The organism is Variibacter gotjawalensis (assembly GCF_002355335.1).
Lineage (GTDB): Bacteria > Pseudomonadota > Alphaproteobacteria > Rhizobiales > Xanthobacteraceae > Variibacter > Variibacter gotjawalensis.
This window is the reverse complement of record NZ_AP014946.1, coordinates 3673797-3696008: the sequence shown is the minus strand read 5'-3', so window position 1 is coordinate 3696008 and position 22212 is coordinate 3673797. Positions and strand designations below refer to the sequence as shown.

Sequence of the window (22212 nt, the reverse complement as noted above, 5' to 3'; positions counted from 1 at the left end):
TTCGTTCTGCGACTGAATTGCAACTACTTCTGTTGCGTCGCTGCGCGCGATCTCTTATTGCGTCGCCGATGCAGAGCAGCCCGGCATTCGAGCGCCTTCAAGTGATCGCGACGATCAGTATCGCGGTCGGCGTCGTCGTGCTCGGCCTCAAGTATCTCGCGTATCACCTGACGGGCAGCGTCGCGCTGTTGTCGGACGCGATCGAGAGCATCGTCAACGTTGCGACTGCGGTCATCACGTTGCTTGCGATCCGCTGGGCGTCGAAGCCGCCGGATGCCGATCATCCGTGGGGCCACAACAAGGTCGAGTATTTTTCCGCCGTCGTCGAGGGCGTGCTGATCGTTATCGCGGCGCTCGCGATTTTGCGCGAGGCTTACGGCGCGTATCAAGCACCGCATCTGCTCGAACAGCCGTGGCAAGGCATCGCGGTGAATGCGCTCGCGTCGGCAATCAACGCCGCGTGGGCGACGGTGCTGATGCGGCAGGGGCGGGCGCAGCGCTCGCCTGCGCTGGCGGCGGACGGACGGCATCTGTTTACGGACGTCGTCTCGTCGGTCGGCGTGCTCGCGGGTGTCATCCTCGCGGCACTCACGGGCTGGGCGCTGCTCGATCCGGCGCTGGCGGCGCTCGTCGCGGTCAACATCCTGTGGTCGGGCTGGCGGCTGGTGAAGGAGTCGGTCGGCGGGCTGCTCGACGAGGCTTTGCCGAGCGAGCAGCTGACGCGCATCCGGGCGATCATCGCGGCCAATGCCGAGGGTGCCATCGAGGCGCATGACGTGCGCACCCGGCACGCGGGGCGGACGACTTTTGTCGATTTCCACCTGGTTGTGCCGGGCGATCTCTCGGTCACGCGCGCGCACGACATCTGCGACCGGATCGAGCAAGCCATCAAGGCGGAGGTCGCCGGCGCTTCGATCTCGATCCACGTCGAGCCCGACGACAAGGCGAAACACTCGGGAATCGTCGTGCTTTAGCCCTCAAAGCACAGACAGCGGGCCGAATGACAAAAGTGCGAAATAGGGACGTGACGAGCTCGAATCCGGTCGCTATAAGGGCCGCGCTGCTTATGGGCAGCAGCGGCCCGCCAGGCGCCGCTAAGCACCCTCCGGGTGCCGCTAAGCGCCCTCCGGGTGCCGTTAAGCGCCCTCTGGGCGTCGTAGGAGTGTAGCTCAACTGGCTAGAGCACCGGTCTCCAAAACCGGGGGTTGTAGGTTCGAGTCCTACCACTCCTGCCAATCAGGCTTCTCAATCTCTGAAATCTTATAGTTTCGCCGCGGCGCGCCGTTCGTCCCGCCGTTGCGAGATCGCGCGTGTGACTTCGGCGCCGAACAGAAAGATCTGCGCCGAGTAGTACATCCACAGCATCAGCACGACCAAGGCGCCGGCGGCGCCGTAGCTCGACGTGCCGGCGAAGCGGCCGAGGTAAAAACCGATCAGCGATTTGCCGATCGTGAACATCAGCGCGGTGAGAAGCGCGCCGGTCAGCACGTCGCGCCATTCGATCGGGAAGTCGGGCAGCACCTTGTAGATCGCGGCGAACAGCAGCGTGAAGATCGCCAGCGACAGCAGCGTATTGATGACCGACCAGAACAGGGACGCGAGCTGCAGCGCGTCGCCGACATAGGTCTGCATCGCGGTCAGAGCGGCGCTCGCCGCCAGCGACGCGACCAGGATGAAGGCGAGGGCGGCGACCAACCCGAGGCTAACGGCGCGGGTACGGAGCAGGGACAGAAGCGGCTCGCGCGGCGAGGTTACGCCCCAAGTCTTGTTGAGCGCGGCCTGCATCTCGGAGAATGCGCCGGACGCCGTGACGATCACGGCCAGGAAGCCCAGCGCGGTCGCGACAGCGCCGGAGCTCTTGTCCTGCGCGGCGCCGACGATGGCGCGGATGAACTCGCCGCCGCTCGGGCCGATCAAGCCGCTGAGCTGGGCCGAGATGCTGGCGCGGACGATCTCGTCGCCGAAAACGGCGCCCGCGATTGCGATGACGATCAGCAGGACGGGGGACAACGAGGTCGCGGCATAGAAGGCGATGGCGGCGCCGCGGCTCAGCCCCTCGTTCTTCACGTAAGCGAAGACGGCCGACTGCAGGACGGCGTAGGTTGAATCCAGGAGTGGGGGCAGCCGCATGGCGCGCTCGGTTGGTGTCGCGCAGCTAACGCGGAGCCTCTCGGCAACGTTCCGGCCGCCGGAAACGTGGCCGGGTTAATGGCATCCGCAAGCGAAAATCCGGCAATCTGCTGAAATATCGTGGTATTTCGGCGTGCCCCGCTGCCGGACCGGCCGGCGCGATACAATCGGACGCCTCCTGTTCGCTTGACGTATCGCGCCCCACAGACTAGGTAACCGCATCGCAGGACGGCCCTTACGGATATCCGCCGCGACCCTTTATCCCAAATAGGCCCCGGTCGGCCTCAATCCTCATCCGAGGGTCGGGCAGCGACGGGGCTTGTGCAGTTTCGAGACGGTGATGGCCAAGAGCCCCTTCAAGTTCTTGCAAGAAGTGCGCGCCGAAGGCGAGAAGGTCACGTGGCCCTCGCGGCGCGAAGTCATCATCACCACCGTGATGGTGTTCATCATGGTGTTGGTGTCCTCGATCTTCTTCCTCGTCGCGGATCAGGTGATCCGCTTCGCGGTCACCACGATCCTCGGCATCGGCAGCTAACGGAATTCGCGCCCCATGGCCAAGCGCTGGTACATCGTCCACGCCTACTCGAACTTCGAGAATAAGGTGAAGGAGTTCATCGAAGAGCAAGCGAAGCAGCGCGGGCTCTCGGAACATTTCGAAGAAATCCTCGTGCCGAAGGAAAAGGTCACCGAGGTTCGGCGCGGTCGTAAGATCGACACGGAACGCAAGTTCTTTCCGGGCTACGTGCTGGTGAAGATGGACCTCACCGACGAGGTGTTCCATCTCATCAAGAACACTCCGAAAGTCACCGGCTTCCTCGGTTCGGACAACAAGCCGATGCCGATCTCGGAATCCGAAGCGATGCGCATTCAGACGCAGGTGCAGGAAGGCATCGATCGTCCGAAGCCGTCGGTCACGTTCGAAGTCGGCGAAAATGTCCGCGTGTCGGATGGTCCGTTCGCTTCGTTCAGCGGTGTCGTCGAGGAAGTCGACGAGGGCCGTTCGCGCGTGAAGGTCGCGGTGTCGATCTTCGGTCGCGCAACGCCGGTCGAGCTCGAATTCGGTCAGGTCGAAAAGACCTAACAATTTTCAGTTCCGTCGCATTGCGCGGCGGAGCGGAAAGGTGAGGGCGGGTTCGCCGTCTTCATCAAAGAGCGTGGGAGAAGGTCACGGGTCGCCAACCCGCGAACAAACCTTCGAACCACGCAACTCAAACAGCCGGATTGCCCCGGCCAATGGAGTGTTGAATGGCAAAGAAGATCACTGGTTACGTCAAGCTGCAGGTGCCTGCCGGCAGCGCGAATCCGTCGCCGCCGATTGGTCCGGCGCTCGGTCAGCGCGGCCTAAACATCATGGAGTTCTGCAAGGCGTTTAACGCGCAGACTCAGCAACTGGAAAAGGGTGCTCCGATCCCGGTCGTGATCACGGTCTATCAGGACCGCACGTTCACGTTCGAGATGCGCAACCCGCCGGTTTCGCACTACATCAAGAAGGCCGCGAAGATTCAGAGCGGCAACAAGACTCCCGGCCGCGGTTCGGCCGGTAAGATCACCAAGGCGCAAGTGCGCGAAATCGCCGAGCAGAAGATCAAGGATCTCAACTGCTCGACGGTGGAAGCGGCAATGCGAATGATCGAGGGCTCGGCGCGCTCGATGGGCGTCACGGTGGCGGAGTAAGAACAATGGCAATCGGAAAGCGTACGGTTAAGGCCCGTGAGGGCGTGGATCGCGAGAAGCTCTATGCACTCGCCGAGGCCGTGAAGATGGTGAAGTCGCGCGCGAGCGCGAAGTTCGACGAGACGATCGAGATCGCGATGAATCTCGGCGTCGATCCGCGTCACGCCGATCAGATGGTGCGTGGCGTCTGCAATCTGCCGAACGGCTCGGGCCGTACGGTTCGCGTCGGCGTGTTCGCACGTGGTCCGAAAGCTGACGAAGCACGGGCGGCTGGTGCCGACGTCGTCGGCGCAGAGGATCTCGTCGAGATCGTCAACGGCGGCAAGATCGACTTCGATCGCTGCATCGCGACGCCGGACCTGATGGGTCTCGTCGGCCGCTTGGGTAAGGTGCTCGGCCCGCGTGGCATGATGCCGAACCCGCGCGTCGGCACCGTGACGATGGATGTTGCCGGTGCGGTGAAAGCCGCTAAGGGCGGCGCCGTCGAGTTCCGCGTCGAGAAGGCCGGCATCGTGCAGGCTGGCGTTGGCAAGGCGTCGTTCTCGGAAGAGAACCTGGTGCAGAACATCCAGGCGTTCATCGATGCCGTGCAGAAGGCGAAGCCGGCTGGCGCGAAGGGCACCTTCGTTCAGCGCGTCGCTCTCTCGTCGACGATGGGCCCGGGTTTGAAGATCGACACCACGACGATCGCTCCGACCGCTCAGCAGTAATCGCTGCACTCGAAACAAGACACGAAAGCCCGGGCGTCACGCCCGGGCTTTTTGTTTGCGCGCCTACCGGATCGCGACCGGGTTGACGATCGCCTGCACGGCGCCGGTGATGCGCGCTTGTCCGAGCACGAACATGAACTCGTAGGCCTTGTCCGACGCGAGCGCGCCCGTGTTCATGTTCTCCAGAATGTAGGTGCCGTTCTTCGCCAGCAGTTCTGCATGCACCGGAAACACATCAGGCGTCTCGAACGGGATTGCTTCGAGGCCCCACGTATCCGCGCCGACCGCGACGACGCCTTTGCCGACGAGATATTTCGCGCCATCGACGCCGAGGCCAGGTTCGCCCGCGTTGTAGCGTTTGTCGTCCTTACCGATCAGGCTGATCCAGCCGGTGTGGAAGAGCACGATGTCGCCTTGGCGGATTTCGACGCCTTGCTTCTTGGCAACCGCTTCGATCTCGGCGCTGTTGAACGCGGTGCCTTCCTTCACGATGTCGACGCCGTAGTGCGCCGCCATGTCGAGCAGCACGCCGCGCGTCACCATCGGCGGCACTTTCTCGATGCCGAATTTCTTCAAGCCGGTCGGGTCGGCGAAATCGTGCAGCTTGTTGCCGTTGTAGTAGACCTGCTCGATGCCGATGTGGCCGAGGCCGTCGAGCTGACTGCCGATGCCCATCCAGCCGTCGATGATGTCGTCGTTGTAGCTCAGCTTGTTCGGGCCGATGCCGGGAAGGCCGGCCTGACCCGGCTGCACGATGGTGATCTTGAAGCCGCGCGGCGGGTAGGCGGGCGTCTTCGCATTCGTCTCGATGCCGAGCGCGTAGGTCTTGCCGGTCTTGACGAGTTGCGCCGCCTTCAGCGCGAGCTCAGGTGTCAGATAATTCGCAGCGCCGATCTCATCGTTCGGCCCCCACTTCGATTTCAACCAATCGGCGGTTTGTCCGAACGCGCTTGTCGCAAAACACACGGCCGCGGTTGCGGCCATCACTTGCCTCAGCATCGCTTCCTCCGTTGTCGTCGCGCTCACTCTCCGGCGAACGCAATGACATTAGCCTGAAGAGAATGACGCGTCGTTACGCTGAGGCCTAAGGCCGCATGCCGAAAGACGCGCGGCCGGGTTTCCGCAAAGGCATAGCTAGGTTGGCGAACTCGCAGACAATTTTCCGCGTATCGCGCGGATCGAGCATTTCTTCGATCCAGAACGCTTCCGCACTGCGAAGCGGCGAACGCAATGCGTTCAGCCGATCTTCGATCTCGGCCATCTTGGCTTTCGGATCGTCGGCGGCGTCGAGGTCGGCGCGATAGGCAGCTTCGATGCCGCCTTCGAGCGGCAACGATCCCCACCATGCGGACGGCCATGCGTAACGCATCGCCATGCGGCCGGCGGGTTTGTGCACGACGCCTGCAACACCGAAGGCGTTGCGCACCATGATCGAGCACCACGGCACGGTCGATTGATTGACCGCCGCCATTGCGCGCACGCCGTGGCGGATCGTCGCCGCCTTTTCGGCGTCGAGACCGATCGCGAACCCCGGGCAGTCGACGAGATAGAGGATCGGGAGGTGGAAGGTTTCGGCGAGATCGACGAAGCGGATGACCTTGTCGCAAACGTCGGCGGTCCACGAGCCGCCTTGATGGAAGGAGTCGCCCGCCATCACGGCGACCGGTACGCCGTCTGCGCGCGCAAGGCCCGTGATGATGCCGCGGCCGAACCACTTGCCCATCTCGAAGAATGAGCCCTTGTCGACGATCGCCTCGATGATCGGGCGCATCTTGTAGGGCTGCGTGCGATCGCGTGGCACGGCGGTGAAGAGCGAGTCCTCGCGTCGTGTCGGCGGATCGGTGCGCGGGCCGCGCGGCGATACGTCATGCACGGAGTTCGGTAGATAGGAGAGAAACTTGCGCGCCTGCGCGAAGGCTTGCTCTTCGGTGTCGACCGCATCGTCGACCGCGCCGGCCGAACATTGTATGCCCCAACCGCCGAGTTCTTGTTTGCCGAGATCGGATTTCTCGCCGATGCGCGCGACGACCGGAGGTCCCGCGACAAACACCGCCGACATCGATTTCACGATGACCGAATAGTGGCTCGCGGTGAGCAGCGCAGCACCGAGACCAGCGACCGAACCGAGACCCAAGCCGACGACCGGGACGGTTGCGAGATTGTCGGTTGCGTATTCGTACCAGCGCGACGACTCGCCGAGACCGCCCGGCAAATTCGCGCGGCCGGTTGTTTCGATTGTCTTCACGGAGCCGCCGCCGCCCGAGCCTTCGATCACGCGAATGATCGGCAGCTGAAACTCGTTCGCCATCTGCTCGGCGTAAATCGCCTTCGTCGGGATCGTCGCGTCGGCGGAGCCGCCGCGCACCGTGAAGTCGTCGCCGGTGACGATCACTGGACGGCCGCCGACCATCGCGCGGCCCATGACGCGGTTCGACGGGGTGAATGTCTGCAGCTTGTTGTCGGCGTCGTAGGTCGCGCGGCCCGCGATGGTGCCGATCTCGCGGAAACTTTCTTTGTCGATGAGCGCGTCGATACGCTGACGCACCGTGAGGCGTCCGCCCTTCTTCTGACGTTCGATCTTGTCGGCGCCGCCAAGTTCTTTGGCGAATTGCTCGCGCTGACGCAGGTCGTCGATCTCGGGCTGCCAGCCCTTCTTGTTACCGGAAGGGTCGGGCGGTCTGCGATTGGACATTATGTTCACTCCCCGGCGCAGCATCGCATGCGAGGCGAGTGATGCAAGAGGGTGAGGACGAATCCGCAATCCTCCGCTCACCCCCGCGAGCGCGGAGGTCCAGTAGACGCGCGGCAGCGCGCGACAATGCTGAAGATGTTTTTATGTAAAGGCTGGATTCCCGCTTTCGCGGGAATGAGCGGAGATTGGGGCTGGCTTTTTTCGTTCAGCGATCGAGGCGGGCGTTCTTGATCGCGGCGATGCGCTCGCGGTCCGTCTCGCTGAGGTAGCGGCCGCGTTCGAGAATCTCGAGCGTGTATTCCTCGTAGGTGAGGCCGAGCGCTTCGGCGCGTTCGGCGCGGCGCATCGCGATCTCGGGCGATATTTTCTTCCAGACCGCCGCGTGCGCTTCCACCCAGCGGAAGTAAATGTAAGCGTCGCCATCGCCCCACGGCGGGCCGTCATCGTCGAGGGGCGGGCCGCCGTTGTGGCCGGCCGCTTGGGCAACGGGTTTGACGGTCATCTGACCACCTCGCCGTTGCCCATGCGATCTTCATGCCGGCATCGGAATGTCGCCGACCTTCTTCGGCTGGTCGTAGCCCTTCACGGTCGCGGGGCGCTTCGCGATCGCGAGGTACCAGCGCTTCACATTCGGATAGGTCGACAGGTCGATGGTCTGCCACTCGAAGCGTGAGATCCACGGCCAGATCGCCATGTCGGCGATCGAGTATTCGCCGGCGACGAATTCGTTGTCGGCCAGGCGGCGGTCGAGCACGCCGTAGAGCCGGTTGGCTTCCTTGAGGTAACGCTCCTCGGCGTAGGGGGCTTTGCCGGCGTTGTACTTCACGAAGTGGTGGACCTGGCCGAGCATCGGGCCGACGCCGCCCATCTGCCACATCAGCCATTCGATCGTGCGGGCGCGCTTCTTGGCGTCGGTCGACATGAACTTGCCGGTCTTCTCGGCGAGGTAAATCAGGATAGCGCCGGACTCCATCAACGAGAAGTTATCGTTGTCGCGGTCGACGATCGCCGGAATGCGGTTGTTCGGGGCGATTTTCAGGAAATCAGGCGCAAACTGCTCGTCCTTGCTGATGTCGATCGCGTGCGACGCGTAGGGCAAACCCATTTCTTCCAACGCGATCGAGACCTTACGGCCATTCGGGGTGGTCCAGGTGTAGAGGTCGATCACGGGGCGTTTCCTTTTCTTTGGCGAGCTTAAGCCAGCTTCGGAACACCCGATTGCCCGAAAATCGCGCGTTGGTCGATGTCATTCTCTGCAACTCAGGGGCGAAATACTTGGCAAGTGTGGCAGCGCTGCTAACGCCTGGTTACCGATCTCATGAGACAAGTACCGCAAAGAATCACTCGGAATAGGGCCTTTGCCGTGAGCCGCAAGATTGGAATTGTTCTGACGGGGTGCACGGCACTCTTCTCGGCAGTTTTGGCCGGTACTCCGCCGGCCCATGCGTTTCTGTTTTGGGGCCGCAACGAGCCGTCGCGGGCTCCGGCTTACCCGCAGTATAACGAGCCGGCCCAGCCGAAGAAGCAGACGGCGAAGAAGCCGAAGGTTCGCGCGCTGACGCCGACAGAGAAGAAGCAAGACAGCGGTGTCGTCGCGCAGGCGAAGGGCAAAGACCTTTTCGTCGCCGTGTCGATCGCGCGCCAGCGTCTGGTTCTTTACGCCGATGGCCACGAGATTGCGCAGAGCCCGATCTCGAGCGGCACCGCGAGCCACCCGACACCGACCGGCATCTTCAGCATCATCCAGAAGAGCCGCCATCATAAGTCGAACCTCTACAGCAATGCGCCGATGCCCTACATGCAGCGCCTGACCTGGTCGGGCGTCGCGATGCATCAAGGTGTGCTGCCGGGTTATCCGGCGTCGCATGGTTGCGTACGCTTGCCCGAATACTTCGCGCGCCAGATGTGGGCGATGAGCAAGATGGGCATGCGCGTCGTCGTCACGCGTGAGCCGGTCGTGCCGAGCGACTTCTCGCATCCGGCGTTGTTCAAGCAGAAGGCGAAGGTCGTCGCCGAAGCGCCGGAACTTGTCCGTGTTGCGCAGGCTGCGACCCGCACGAACGACGCGCGTCCGGTCGAGACGCGGCCGGCGATCGATGCCAATCCGCCCGTCAAAGCGCCCGAGTTCGAACTGACGCCGGAAGGCGTGCCGATCATCGAAGCCGCTCCAGTCGTGACCGACGCTGCGCCGGTTGCTCCGCCGGCAGCCAAGGCCGACGCACCCGCTGCTGCCCCGGCGACAACTGCCGAGCCCGCGCCGTCCGCTGCTCCGGTTGCGCCGCCGGCTGTCGCCGCCGCTCCGCCGCCGGTCGATGCGCAGGGTCGTCCGCTGCGCGCAGGTCCGGTCTCGGTCTTCATCAGCCGCCGCGAAGGCAAGCTCTACGTCCGGAAGCAATTCGCTCCGGTGTTCGAGACCGCGATCACGATCGAGAAGCCCGAGCAGGCGATCGGCACGCATCTCTTCACGGCGATTTCGCCGAACGAAGACGAGACGTTCCGCTGGACCGCAATCACGATGCCGGGGGCACCGCCGGCCGACACACGCCCGACCAAGCAGAACCCGAATCCGCTCAAGACCGATCCGGCGCTCGGCGTCTCCTCGGCGCATGAGGCGCTCGACCGCGTGAAGATCCCGCAAGAGGTTTCGGCGCGGATCAGCGAGATGATGTCGCATGGCGCGTCGGTTTACGTGACCGACTACGGCATCGGCCCGGAGACGGGTCTCGAGACCGACTTCATCGTCTGGACGCGCGGCCGCTAGTCTTTTTTAGCGGGCGGCGGCTCGGCTGGCGGCGGCGCAGCGCCGAACAAGCGTCCGCGCTCGGCCCACAGGATCGTCACGACGCACAGGCTTCCAAGCGCCGCGACGCCGATCGATAGCGGCAGCACCGTGCCATCGAAGTAACGGCCGAGGATCAGGCCGAACACCGCACCCAGGATCGTCGTGTAGGTGCCGAGAAACGCCGCGGCGGTTCCGGCGATCGCGCCGAGCGGCTCCATCGACATCGCGTTGAAGCTTGGCACGGTGAGGCCGAAGAGGAAGAAGCACGCCATCAGCAGAGCGTAGTAGAGCGGGAAGGGCGGCTTCCCGGCCCAGATCAATGCGGCCGCGACCATCACGATGCCGGTCAGAGCGAAACCGCAGGCGCCGAAATGCGCAAGGCGGCGCATGCCGATGAGGCGGACGAAACGCGAGCTGATGAGAGCCGCCGCGCCTTGCGCCGTCGCCAGGATCGCGAAGTAGAGCGAGAAGGCTTTGCCCAGGCCGTAAACGGTGGTCTCGAGGATCTGTTGCGCAGAGCCGACGTAGCCCATCACGCAGCCGAGCAGCAGACCGACGGCAGTGCCGTAGCCGATCGACACGCGCGTCGTCATCGTCGTCGTGATCGCGCGCCAGATGCGGGAGAGCGACGGCGCCATCCGGTATTCGGGATGCAGCGTCTCGGGCATGCGCAGAACGAACCAGACGAGAAGCGTCAGGCCGAGCAACAGCATCGCGCCGAAGATCAGGTGCCAGTTGCCGAGCATCAGCAGCCCGGTGCCGATCGCTGGAGCGATAATCGGTGCGATCAAGAAGGCCATCATGGCGAGCGACATGACGCGCGCCATGTCGCTGCCGCGATAGAGGTCGCGCACGATCGCGACGGCGAGGACGCGGCCCGCTGCCGAGCCGATGCCTTGGATGATGCGGGCGCAAATCAGAAGCTGGAAGTTCGGCGCGAAGATCGCGAGCGCGGCACCGGCGACGAAGATCAGGGTGCCGACGATGAGGACTGGGCGGCGCCCGAGCATGTCCGAGAGCGGGCCGTAGACGATCTGCGCGACGCCGAACGACATCAGGTAGGCGTAGACCAAGAGCTGCGCGTCGTTGGGGTTGTCGAGTTTGAAGTCGCGCCGGATGACGTCGAAGGCGGGCAGGAGATTGTCGATAGAGAAGGCCGTGATCGCCATCATGAAGGCGATCAAGCAAACGAACTCGGTGAAGGACGGCTTTGTGGTGGGGGCGGGGATCACTGTTTTCGTCGATAGATGAAGGTGTCGGATGCCGGTTTCATGCCGGCGCGCTGATAGAAGCCGACCGCTTCGGGGACCGACTGAAGGACGATGCTGACGCCGCTACCCAGGATACGACGCATTTCGGCCAGCAATCCTTGGCCGATACCGAGCTTTTGCGCCTCGGCGGAAACGGCGAGTTCGGCCAGGTAGCAGACCCAGGAAAAGTCGGTGATCGAGCGGGAAATGCCGATCAGTTTACCGTCTTCGGCGCGGCGCGCGGTAACGATCAGGTTTGCGCCTGCGAGCATCGCAGCGAGGCGCGCCTCGTCCTCGACCGGACGGATCGCGTCCATTCCTGACTCAGCGAGTACGGTTCGAAATTCGGCAACGGCAATAGTTTGCTCGCGCGCATAAAGGACCGGCGAGGTCATCGGGCAACTCTTTCGGGTACCGGCTGTGTTTGCCTGCGTTAGGTGCAGTGCGTCAATCGCTGAGATTGCATGTCAGGGAAGCAGGCTAGCGCTGCCGATGCATACCCCGATCCGGGAACACCGCAGGTTGATTGCCCTGCGGTCTCGGCAGGAGAGCCTTCCTTCCGCACACGTCAGCTTGATGACATTTTCTCTTGCGCTGGCGGGCTTTTGGAGTCAAAAGGCGCGCAGAGGGCGTGCCGACCCTGTTTAAGTCGGCGCGCTTTCGTGCGTTTCTCAAAAACCAAAGGTGACAAGACTTCAATCCTCAGGACATCCAAACGGATTCAACTGAGCGAGAGAAGCCTTTGAATCATCTTCGATTTTAGGAAACGCACGGTAGTTTCGAACGTCTCTAGGCGGGCGAGATTGCCACTCCTGTCCGAGACTGCAGGCGCCGATTCGTCGGCTTAATTCAGAATCGCTTGGGCAGCCGACTGAAGTCAGAGTTTCAGGCGGCACACAGTCCCAAAAAGGTTCGGCAGGGCCTGCATAGACGGGTTACGAAGTTGAATCCGGAAAATGGTGCAAGCCATTGAACGGATACGGGTTCTAACCTTTGCACTTGGCGTGACGCCCTTTTCGTTTCGGCGAATGAAGGCGCTGCGTCCGGCGGGCAGGACGAAAGTCCAAATCGCTGTTCTGGCATTTCTTGCGAAATGCTGAGCGGCAGGTGCAACCGGCGGAGCAATCCGCCAAATTGAAGAGCGCACTTAATGGATCGTGCAGAAAAAGCTGCCTCCGTCGCGTCGCTCCAGGATGTGTTCAAGTCGACGACCGTGGTCGTGGTTTGTCACTATGCTGGGCTGACGGTTGCGCAGATGTCGACGCTTCGTCGGCAGATGCGGGCGGCAGGCGCGAGCGTGAAGGTGGCCAAGAATCGGCTTGCCAAGATCGCGCTCGATGGGACCGACGTTGCTTCGATCGGTTCGCTGCTCAAGGGGCCGACCCTGCTCGCCTATTCGGGCGATCCGGTCGCGGCTGCCAAAGTTGCCTCCGACTTTGCGAAGACCAACGAAAAGCTGGTCATCCTGGGCGGAGCCATGGGCAAGACGGTGCTGGATCCCTCCGGGGTCAAGGCGCTGGCAACGCTGCCGTCACTCGACGAGCTGCGTGCGAAACTGGTCGGCCTTATCCAGGCTCCGGCAACCAAACTGGCTCAACTGGCCAATGCGCCCGCGGCCAAGGTCGCGCGCGTCGTCGGCGCTTACGCCGCCAAAGGCGAAGCCGCCTGATCACAAGATACAGAACCACATCTGGTTTGAACCCAATAAGGACCTATATCCATGGCTGACCTTTCCAAAATCGTTGACGAACTCTCGAGCCTGACCGTTCTCGAGGCTGCTGAGCTCGCCAAGATGCTCGAAGAGAAGTGGGGCGTTTCGGCTGCTGCCGCTGTTGCGGTTGCGGCTGCTCCGGGTGGCGGCGGCGCTGCTGCTGCTGCTGAAGAGAAGACCGAATTCACGGTCGTGCTGGCTGCTGCCGGCGACAAGAAGATCGAAGTCATTAAGGAAGTCCGCGCGATCACGGGCCTGGGCCTCAAGGAAGCCAAGGACCTGGTCGAAGGCGCGCCGAAGCCCGTCAAGGAAGGCGTTGCCAAGGACGAAGCCGAGAAGCTCAAGGCTCAGCTCGAAAAGGCTGGCGCCAAGGTCGAGCTCAAGTAATTCGGAAAGCCGGGGCTGCGCGTCAGCCCCGGCCTTTCGCCCGTTACGGGTCGGCCACAAGCCGGCGCGGAAGTTAAGTGAAGTGCTGCAGGTGCGCCGCTCGGCGGCGTAGTTACGAATTTTCCCGAGGGTGCGGACGCGCATCCTTGATCTCGGCGCCAGCCCGGTGGCTCGGCAGCCGCAATACCCGAAGTCAGGTTGCCAGGACCGGATTTCGAGGCACGAATATTGAGAGGCGAGATGGCGCAGACGTTGACCGGTCGTAAGCGGGTCCGCAGGTTTTTCGGCAAAATTCATGAAGTCGCACGGATGCCGAACCTCATCGAGGTTCAGAAGGCATCGTACGACCAGTTCCTCCAGATCGACGAGCCAGAAGGTGGCCGTCCGGACGAGGGTCTGCAGGCAGTCTTCAAGTCGGTGTTCCCGATTTCGGACTTTGCCGGCACCTCGATGCTGGAGTTCGTCAAGTACGAGTTCGAACCCCCGAAGTATGACGTTGACGAGTGCCGTCAGCGCTCGATGACGTATGCGGCGCCGCTGAAGGTGACGCTGCGCCTCATCGTGTTCGATATAGACGAAGAGACCGGCGCGAAGTCCGTCAAGGACATCAAGGAGCAGGACGTCTACATGGGCGATATCCCGCTCATGACGATGAACGGCACCTTCGTGGTCAACGGCACCGAGCGCGTGATCGTCTCGCAGATGCACCGTTCGCCGGGCGTCTTCTTCGATCACGACAAGGGCAAGTCGCATTCGTCGGGCAAGCTGCTGTTTGCTGCCCGCATCATCCCGTATCGCGGTTCCTGGCTCGACATCGAGTTCGACGCCAAGGACATCGTGCATGCGCGTATCGACCGTCGCCGCAAAATTCCGGTGACGTCGCTGATGTTCGCGCTCGGGCTGGACGGCGAGGAAATCCTCGACACCTTCTACAAGAAGATCACCTACAAGCGCACGAAGGAAGGCTGGCGCGTTCCGTTCGATGCCACCCGTATGCGCGGCTACAAGGCGATCAACGATCTCGTCGACGCCGACACCGGCAAAGTCGTGCTCGAGGCCGGCAAGAAGCTGACAGTGCGTCAGGCTCGCCAACTCGCCGAGAAGGGCCTTAAGGCTCTGCGCGTTTCCGACGAAGAGCTGATCGGCCACTATATCGGCGAAGACCTGGTCAACCCGAAGACGGGTGAGATCTATGTCGAAGCCGGTGAAGAGATCACCGAGAAGACGCTGAAGGCGCTCGATGAGGCCGGCTATAAGGAATTGCCGATCCTGGACATCGACCATGTCAACGTTGGCCCGTACATTCGCAATACGCTGTCGGCCGACAAGAACATGACGCGCGAAGAAGCGCTGTTCGACATCTACCGCGTGATGCGCCCGGGCGAGCCGCCGACTGTCGACACTGCTTCGGCGATGTTCCAGTCAATGTTCTTCGACGCCGAGCGTTACGATCTTTCCGCGGTCGGCCGCGTCAAGATGAACATGCGCCTCGAACTCGATGCGCCGGACACGATGCGCGTCCTGCGCAAGGAAGACATCCTTTCGGTCATCAAGACGCTTGTCGAGCTGCGTGACGGCAAGGGCGAGATCGACGACATCGACCATCTCGGCAACCGCCGCGTGCGTTCGGTCGGCGAGCTCATGGAGAACCAGTACCGCATCGGCCTCCTGCGTATGGAGCGCGCGATCAAGGAGCGCATGTCGTCGGTCGATATCGACACCGTCATGCCGCAGGACCTGATCAACGCGAAGCCGGCGGCTGCCGCCGTGCGCGAGTTCTTCGGTTCCTCGCAGCTCTCGCAGTTCATGGATCAGACCAACCCGCTCTCGGAGATCACCCACAAGCGCCGTCTCTCGGCTCTTGGCCCGGGCGGTCTGACGCGCGAGCGTGCCGGCTTCGAAGTGCGCGACGTGCACCCGACGCATTACGGCCGCATCTGCCCGATCGAGACGCCGGAAGGTCCGAATATCGGTCTCATCAACTCGCTGGCGACCTTCGCACGCGTCAACAAATACGGCTTCATCGAAGCTCCGTATCGCCGCGTGAAGGACGGCTCCGTCACCGACGAGGTCAACTACCTCTCGGCGATGGAAGAAGGCCGCTATTACGTCGCGCAGGCGAACCAGCCGCTCGACGCAAAGGGCAAGTTCACCGAAGACCTGATCGTCTGCCGTCACGCAGGTGACGTGCTCTCGATCACGCCGGACCGCGTCGACTACATGGACGTGTCGCCGAAGCAGCTCGTCTCGGTCGCCGCCGCGCTCATCCCGTTCATCGAGAACGACGACGCGAACCGCGCACTGATGGGCGCCAACATGCAGCGTCAGGCCGTGCCGTTGGTGCGCGCCGAAGCGCCGTTCGTCGGCACCGGCATGGAAGGCGTTGTCGCACGTGACTCGGGCGCAGCGATCGCTGCGCGCCGCACCGGCATCATCGACCAGGTGGACGCAACGCGTATCGTTGTCCGCGCGACGGAAGAGAAAGATCCGTCGAAGTCGGGCGTCGACATCTATCGCTTGATGAAGTTCCAGCGTTCCAACCAGTCGACCTGCATCACGCAGCGTCCGCTGGTGCGCGTCGGCGATTTCGTCAGCAAGGGCGACATCATCGCGGACGGTCCGTCGACCGACCAGGGCGAGCTCGCGCTCGGCCGGAACGTGCTCGTCGCGTTCATGCCGTGGAACGGCTACAACTTCGAAGACTCGATCCTGCTGTCTGAAAAGATCGTCAAGGACGACGTCTTCACCTCGATCCATATCGAGGAATTCGAAGTTGCGGCACGCGACACGAAGCTTGGTCCGGAAGAAATCACGCGCGACATTCCGAACGTTTCGGAAGAAGCGCTGAAGAACCTCGACGAAGCCGGCATCGTTTACATCGGCGCGGAAGTGCACGCAGGCGACATCCTGTGCGGCAAGATCACGCCGAAGGGCGAAAGCCCGATGACGCCGGAAGAGAAGCTGCTGCGCGCCATCTTCGGCGAGAAGGCTTCCGACGTGCGCGACACGTCGCTGCGCGTTCCGCCGGGCGTCACCGGCACGGTCGTCGAAGTGCGTGTGTTCAACCGTCACGGCGTCGACAAGGACGAGCGTGCACTCGCGATCGAGCGCGAGGAAATCGAACGCCTCGCGAAGGACCGCGACGACGAACAGGCGATCCTCGATCGTAACGTCTACGGCCGTCTCTCCGAGATCCTCGACAAGAAGGCCGGCATTGCGGGCCCGAAGGGCTTCAAGAAAGACGCAACGCTGTCGCGCACGGTGCTCGAAGAGTATCCGCGTTCGCAGTGGTGGCAGTTCGCCGTCGCCAACGACAAGACGATGTCGGAAATCGAGGCGATGCGTAAGCAGTACGACGAGTCGAAGAAGCAGCTCGAGCAGCGCTTCCTCGATAAGGTCGAGAAGCTGCAGCGCGGCGACGAACTTCCGCCGGGCGTGATGAAGATGGTCAAGGTCTTCGTCGCCGTGAAGCGCAAGATCCAGCCGGGCGACAAGATGGCCGGCCGTCACGGCAACAAGGGTGTCGTGTCGAAGATCGTTCCGTCGGAAGACATGCCGTTCCTCGAGGACGGCACGCCGGTCGACATTGTGCTGAACCCGCTTGGCGTGCCGAGCCGCATGAACGTCGGTCAGATTCTCGAGACGCACCTTGGTTGGGCGTGCGCGGGTCTCGGCCGCCGCATCGGCGAGGCTTACGACGCCTACATGGCCAGCGCCGTGAAGGATGCGAAGCCGGTCAAGGAAGCGTTGCACAGAGCCTACGGCGAAGATGCGACCGTGAAGGCGCTCGACGACGCCGGCGCGCTCGAACTCGCGACCAACGTCCGCAACGGTGTGCCGATGGCAACGCCGGTGTTCGACGGTGCGCGCGAGGCCGACATCGAAGAAGCGCTCGCCAAAGCCGGCCTGCATGGGTCCGGCCAGTCGACGCTGTTCGACGGACGCACGGGCGACACCTTCGATCGTAAGGTCACGGTCGGCTACATCTACATGCTGAAGCTGCACCATCTCGTGGACGACAAGATCCACGCGCGGTCGATCGGCCCGTACTCGCTCGTCACACAGCAGCCGCTGGGTGGTAAGGCGCAGTTCGGTGGCCAGCGCTTCGGCGAAATGGAGGTGTGGGCGCTCGAAGCTTACGGCGCTGCGTACACGCTGCAGGAAATGCTGACCGTGAAGTCGGACGACGTCGCGGGCCGCACCAAGGTGTACGAAGCGATCGTGCGCGGCGACGACACGTTCGAGGCCGGTATTCCGGAGTCGTTCAACGTGCTCGTCAAGGAAATGCGCTCGCTCGGCCTCAACGTCGACCTGCACAATTCCAAGCAGGCGCGCGACGGCGCGGAGGCGGCGGAATAACAGGGACGTTCATCCTTCGAGACGCGAGGGTCGGCAAAAGCCAACCCTCGCTCCTCAGGATGACGGTCACCTGCTGAATTTCTCCGCCGTCATCCTGAGGAGCTCGCGGAGCGAGCGTCTCGAAGGATCGGCGGCCAGGCAAGTTTCTACGGAGCGGATGGGTCCGCTTCGCAAGTTGATACCCTCGGAAGCGTGTCGGCGTTTTGCGGCGCTTCCTCAATGAGGAGCTAGGCATGAACCAAGAACTGATGAACCTCTTTAGCCCGCAGGCGCCGGCTCAGGTTTTCGACCAGATTCGCATTTCGATCGCGAGCCCGGAGAAAATCCTGTCGTGGTCCTACGGCGAAATCAAAAAGCCCGAAACGATCAACTACCGCACGTTCAAGCCGGAGCGTGACGGCTTGTTCTGCGCGCGCATCTTCGGGCCGATCAAGGACTACGAATGCTTGTGCGGCAAGTACAAGCGCATGAAGTACAAGGGCATCATCTGCGAGAAGTGCGGTGTCGAAGTGACGCTGTCGCGCGTTCGGCGCGAGCGCATGGGCCACATCGAACTCGCAGCGCCCGTCGCGCATATCTGGTTCCTGAAGTCGCTGCCGAGCCGCATCGGCATGCTGATGGACATCACGCTCAAGGAACTTGAGCGTATTCTGTATTTCGAGAGCTACGTCGTCATCGAGCCGGGTCTGACGCCGCTGAAGGATCGTCAACTCCTCTCGGAGGACGATTATGTCCGCGCTCAGGACGAGTACGGCCAGGACTCGTTCACCGCGATGATCGGCGCCGAAGCCATCCGCGAGATGCTGAAAGCGATGGATCTGCCGAAGATCGCGGTCGATCTGCGCGCCGAGATCGGTGAGACGGATTCGGAAATCAAGAAGAAGAAGAACGCGAAGCGTCTGAAGCTCATCGAAGCGTTCGTCGCTTCGGGCAACAAGCCGGAGTGGATGATCCTGACGCAAGTCCCGGTGATCCCGCCGGATCTGCGTCCGCTCGTGCCGCTCGACGGCGGCCGCTTTGCGACGTCCGACTTGAACGACCTCTATCGCCGCGTCATCAATCGTAACAACCGACTGAAGCGCCTGATCGAGCTGCGTGCGCCGGACATCATCATCCGCAACGAAAAGCGCATGCTGCAGGAAGCCGTCGACGCTCTGTTCGACAACGGCCGCCGCGGCCGCGTCATCACGGGCGCCAACAAGCGTCCGCTGAAGTCGCTCGCCGACATGCTGAAGGGCAAGCAGGGCCGCTTCCGTCAGAACCTGCTCGGCAAGCGCGTCGACTATTCGGGCCGTTCGGTCATCGTCGTCGGTCCGGAGCTCAAGCTTCATCAGTGCGGCTTGCCGAAGAAGATGGCGCTCGAGCTGTTCAAGCCGTTCATCTATTCGCGCCTCGAAGCCAAGGGTCTCTCGACCACCGTCAAGCAGGCCAAGAAGCTGGTGGAGAAGGAGCGTCCGGAGGTTTGGGATATCCTCGACGAGGTTATCCGCGAGCATCCGGTGCTGCTCAACCGTGCGCCGACGCTTCACCGCCTCGGCATTCAGGCGTTCGAGCCGACACTGATCGAAGGCAAGGCGATCCAGCTGCATCCGCTGGTTTGCGCGGCGTTCAACGCCGACTTCGACGGCGACCAAATGGCCGTGCACGTTCCGCTGTCGCTCGAAGCGCAGCTGGAAGCGCGCGTGCTCATGATGTCGACAAACAACATTCTGCATCCGGCGAACGGCCAGCCGATCATCGTGCCGTCGCAGGATATCGTTCTCGGTCTCTACTATCTTTCGTTGATGAAGGAAGGCGAGCCGGGCGAGGGCAAGGTGTTCGCCGAAATGGCGGAGATCGATCACGCGTTGCACGAGAAGGCGATCACGCTGCACACGAAGATCAAGTACCGTTGGGACGGTCTCGGCTTCGATGGCAGGCCGATCCGCCGCTGGTACGAAACGACGCCGGGCCGCGTGAAGATCGGCGAAGTTCTGCCGAACAGCCCGAAGATTCCTTTCGACGTCGCCAACAAGCTGATGACGAAGCGCGAGATCTCGGGAACGATCGACACCGTCTATCGTCACTGCGGTCAGAAGGACACGGTCATCTTCTGCGATCGCATCATGGCGCTCGGCTTCCACAACGCGTTCAAGGCCGGCATCTCGTTCGGCAAGGACGACATGGTGGTGCCGGCTTCGAAGAAGAAGCTGGTCGAAGAGACGCGCGTGCTCGTGAAGGACTACGAGCAGCAGCAGAACGACGGCCTCATCACCCCGGGCGAGAAGTACAACAAGGTTGTCGATGCCTGGTCGAAGTGCACCGACAAGATCGCCGAAGAAATGATGCGCGAGATCTCGGCCGTCCGTAAGGACGAGACGGGCAAGCGCGAGCGGCCGATCAACTCGATCTACATGATGGCCCACTCGGGAGCGCGCGGTTCGCCGACGCAGATGAAGCAGCTCGCCGGTATGCGCGGCGCGATGACGAAGCCTTCAGGCGAAATCATCGAGACGCCGATCATCTCGAACTTCAAAGAGGGTCTGTCGGTTCTCGAGTACTTCAACTCGACGCACGGTGCGCGTAAGGGTCTTGCCGATACGGCGCTCAAGACGGCGAACTCGGGTTACCTGACCCGCCGTCTTGTCGACGTGGCGCAGGACTGCATCATCACGACGGTCGATTGCGGCACCGACGCGGGCATCAAGGTGCGCGCGATCATCGACGCCGGCACGGTCGTCGCCTCGCTGGCAACGCGCATCCTCGGCCGGACAACGGCAGAGGACGTGCGTGATCCGGCGACGCACGAAGTGATCGTGCCGAACGGCACGGCGCTCGACGAAAGCCATGTCGACCTCATCACCAAGGCGAGCGTGCAGGAAGTGCGCATTCGCTCGGTGCTGACCTGCTCGGTCACCAGCGGCGTTTGCGGCAAGTGCTACGGCCGCGATCTTGCTCGCGGCACGCCGGTCAACATGGGCGAAGCGGTCGGCGTCATCGCGGCGCAGTCGATCGGCGAGCCGGGCACGCAGCTCACGATGCGTACGTTCCACATCGGCGGCGTTGCTCAGATTTCCGAGCAGTCGTTCATCGAATCGAACTTCGACGGTGTCATCACGATCCGTAACCGCGGCGTCGTCCGCAACGCGGACGGTGAAAACATTGCGATCGTCCGCAACATGGCGGTCGTAGTGTCCGATCCGGACGGTACGGAGCGCGCAGTGCACCGTATCCAGTACGGCTCGCGCCTAAAGGTCGACGAAGGTGACAAGGTCAAGCGCGGCCAGCGCATCGCCGATTGGGACCCGTTCACACGCCCGATCATCAGCGAAGTCGACGGCATCGTCGGGTTCGAAGACCTGGTCGAAGGCCAGTCGATGTCGGAAGCGATCGACGAAGCGACCTTCATCGCCAAGCGTATCGTGACGGACTGGCGCTCGACGCGCGGTGGCGCGGACTTGCGTCCGGCCATTGCGATCAAGGGCAAGGACGGCAAGGTCAAGAAGCTGTCGCGTGGTGCTGATGCTCGTTATCAGCTCGCCGTGGACGCGATCATCTCGGTCGATCCGGACGCGCAGGTGCGGGCGGGCGATGTCATCGCGCGTATCTCCACGGAAGGCGCCAAGACACGCGACATCACGGGCGGTCTGCCGCGCGTGGCGGAGCTGTTCGAAGCACGCCGTCCGAAGGAAGCCGCCGTCATCGCGGAAATCTCCGGCACGATCCGCTTCGGCCGCGACTACAAGAACAAGCGTCGTCTCTCGATCGAGCCGACGGACGGCAGCGAGCCGCGCGAGTATCTCATCCCGAAGGGCAAGCACATCCACTTGCAGGACGGCGATGCGATCGAAAAGGGCGACTTCATCCTCGAAGGCAATCCGGCACCGCACGACATTCTTGCGGTCAAGGGCGTCGAGGAGCTGGCGGCCTATCTCGTCAACGAAATCCAGGAGGTCTATCGACTCCAGGGCGTCATGATCAACGACAAGCACATCGAGGTGATCGTTCGCCAGATGCTGCAGAAGGTCGAGATCGAAGACGGCGGCGAGACCGATCTCATCGAGGGCGAACAGATCGACAAGATCGAGTTCGACGAGATCAACGTCAAGGCGAAGGAAGAGGGTAAGAAGGAAGCGACGGCGCATCCGGTTCTCCTCGGCATCACCAAGGCGAGCTTGCAGACGCGGTCGTTCATTTCGGCAGCGTCGTTCCAGGAGACCACCCGCGTCCTCACCGAGGCGGCGGTCAGCGGAAAGCACGACACGCTCGACGGTCTCAAGGAGAACGTCATTGTGGGCCGCCTGATCCCGGCCGGCACGGGCGCGCAGATGACGCGTCTGCGCGAAGTGGCGACGAAGCGCGACGACCTCATTCTCGACGAGCGCGAGAAGACTTCGGGCGCCGAGCAGCCCGAAGCTCTCCCGGCACCCGCTGCCGAGTAAGCTTTTCCTTATACCAATACCGAAAGGCCGCCTCCGGGCGGCCTTTCTTTTGAGTTGCGTGACTCGCTCAAACTAGTCGAGTAGCGTTTGCGAAGC

17 protein-coding genes and 1 tRNA gene are annotated in these 22212 nt (G+C 62.6%); 11 read left to right on the top strand and 7 right to left on the bottom strand.

All coding sequences use genetic code 11. From position 1 onward, the window contains the following. Nucleotides 1–68: 68 nt before the first annotated feature. Nucleotides 69–974: a cation diffusion facilitator family transporter gene (locus GJW30_RS18100; protein WP_096357820.1), complete on the top strand. Its 906-nt coding sequence runs from the start codon at nt 69–71 to the stop codon at nt 972–974. A gap of 184 nt (nt 975–1158) precedes the next feature. Then, nucleotides 1159–1235, top strand: a tRNA-Trp gene (locus GJW30_RS18095). A 25-nt stretch (nt 1236–1260) separates the two neighbouring features. On the opposite strand, the gene GJW30_RS18090 is transcribed toward GJW30_RS18095, so the two are convergent. Further along, entirely contained in the window at nt 1261–2130 is an 870-nt protein-coding gene (locus GJW30_RS18090) for a YihY/virulence factor BrkB family protein (protein ID WP_096357819.1), read from the bottom strand. Nucleotides 2131–2470: 340 nt separating this feature from the next. Here GJW30_RS18090 and secE point away from each other — a divergent pair, with 340 nt between their 5' ends. The 4 genes from secE to rplA all read left to right on the top strand — a co-directional run bounded on the left by secE (nt 2471) and on the right by rplA (nt 4514). Next, on the top strand, nt 2471–2665 hold the full coding sequence (gene secE, locus GJW30_RS18085; RefSeq protein WP_096357818.1) for a preprotein translocase subunit SecE: 195 nt from the start codon (nt 2471–2473) through the stop codon (nt 2663–2665). Nucleotides 2666–2680: 15 nt separating this feature from the next. Then, nucleotides 2681–3211 carry a transcription termination/antitermination protein NusG gene (gene nusG / locus GJW30_RS18080; RefSeq protein ID WP_096357817.1) on the top strand — a complete coding sequence of 177 codons (531 nt, stop codon included), beginning with the start codon at nt 2681–2683 and terminating at the stop codon, nt 3209–3211. 164 nt (nt 3212–3375) lie between these two features. Continuing rightward, nucleotides 3376–3804, top strand: coding sequence for a 50S ribosomal protein L11 (gene rplK / locus GJW30_RS18075; protein WP_096357816.1), 429 nt, complete (start codon nt 3376–3378; stop codon nt 3802–3804). A 5-nt stretch (nt 3805–3809) separates the two neighbouring features. Then, on the top strand, nt 3810–4514 hold the full coding sequence (gene rplA, locus GJW30_RS18070; RefSeq protein ID WP_096357815.1) for a 50S ribosomal protein L1: 705 nt from the start codon (nt 3810–3812) through the stop codon (nt 4512–4514). A gap of 63 nt (nt 4515–4577) precedes the next feature. Here the strand turns inward: rplA and GJW30_RS18065 are convergent, their stop codons facing one another. The 4 genes from GJW30_RS18065 to GJW30_RS18050 all read right to left on the bottom strand — a co-directional run bounded on the left by GJW30_RS18065 (nt 4578) and on the right by GJW30_RS18050 (nt 8374). Continuing rightward, nucleotides 4578–5498, bottom strand: a complete 921-nt coding sequence (locus tag GJW30_RS18065) for a cyclase family protein (protein ID WP_347337741.1) — start codon at nt 5496–5498, stop codon at nt 4578–4580. Nucleotides 5499–5598: 100 nt separating this feature from the next. Then, entirely contained in the window at nt 5599–7206 is a 1608-nt protein-coding gene (locus tag GJW30_RS18060; protein ID WP_096357814.1) for an acyl-CoA carboxylase subunit beta, read from the bottom strand. Nucleotides 7207–7411: 205 nt separating this feature from the next. Then, nucleotides 7412–7708 (bottom strand): hypothetical protein, encoded by a 297-nt coding sequence (locus GJW30_RS18055; RefSeq protein ID WP_096357813.1) that lies wholly within the window; start codon nt 7706–7708, stop codon nt 7412–7414. Between the two features lie 30 nt (nt 7709–7738). After that, nucleotides 7739–8374 (bottom strand): glutathione S-transferase N-terminal domain-containing protein, encoded by a 636-nt coding sequence (locus tag GJW30_RS18050; protein WP_096357811.1) that lies wholly within the window; start codon nt 8372–8374, stop codon nt 7739–7741. 195 nt (nt 8375–8569) lie between these two features. Here GJW30_RS18050 and GJW30_RS18045 point away from each other — a divergent pair, with 195 nt between their 5' ends. Continuing rightward, nucleotides 8570–9967, top strand: a complete 1398-nt coding sequence (locus GJW30_RS18045) for a L,D-transpeptidase (RefSeq protein WP_157746784.1) — start codon at nt 8570–8572, stop codon at nt 9965–9967. Here the strand turns inward: GJW30_RS18045 and GJW30_RS18040 are convergent. Next, entirely contained in the window at nt 9964–11220 is a 1257-nt protein-coding gene (locus tag GJW30_RS18040; protein WP_245408553.1) for a multidrug effflux MFS transporter, read from the bottom strand. The genes GJW30_RS18045 and GJW30_RS18040 overlap by 4 nt on opposite strands. Continuing rightward, nucleotides 11217–11633, bottom strand: coding sequence for a GNAT family N-acetyltransferase (locus GJW30_RS18035; protein ID WP_096357805.1), 417 nt, complete (start codon nt 11631–11633; stop codon nt 11217–11219). The genes GJW30_RS18040 and GJW30_RS18035 overlap by 4 nt, the downstream gene beginning before the upstream one ends. Nucleotides 11634–12388: 755 nt before the next feature. Here GJW30_RS18035 and rplJ point away from each other — a divergent pair. The 4 genes from rplJ to rpoC all read left to right on the top strand — a co-directional run bounded on the left by rplJ (nt 12389) and on the right by rpoC (nt 22116). Next, nucleotides 12389–12907 carry a 50S ribosomal protein L10 gene (gene rplJ, locus GJW30_RS18030; protein ID WP_096357803.1) on the top strand — a complete coding sequence of 173 codons (519 nt, stop codon included), beginning with the start codon at nt 12389–12391 and terminating at the stop codon, nt 12905–12907. Between the two features lie 51 nt (nt 12908–12958). After that, complete coding sequence (gene rplL, locus GJW30_RS18025) at nt 12959–13336, top strand: 50S ribosomal protein L7/L12 (RefSeq protein WP_096357801.1); 378 nt, start codon at nt 12959–12961, stop codon at nt 13334–13336. A 240-nt stretch (nt 13337–13576) separates the two neighbouring features. Further along, nucleotides 13577–17695 (top strand): DNA-directed RNA polymerase subunit beta, encoded by a 4119-nt coding sequence (gene rpoB / locus GJW30_RS18020; RefSeq protein WP_096357799.1) that lies wholly within the window; start codon nt 13577–13579, stop codon nt 17693–17695. A gap of 233 nt (nt 17696–17928) precedes the next feature. Then, the gene (rpoC, locus tag GJW30_RS18015) at nt 17929–22116 is read left to right on the top strand and encodes a DNA-directed RNA polymerase subunit beta' (protein ID WP_096357796.1); all 4188 of its coding nucleotides are present in this window, start codon (nt 17929–17931) and stop codon (nt 22114–22116) included. Nucleotides 22117–22212 lie beyond the last annotated feature (96 nt).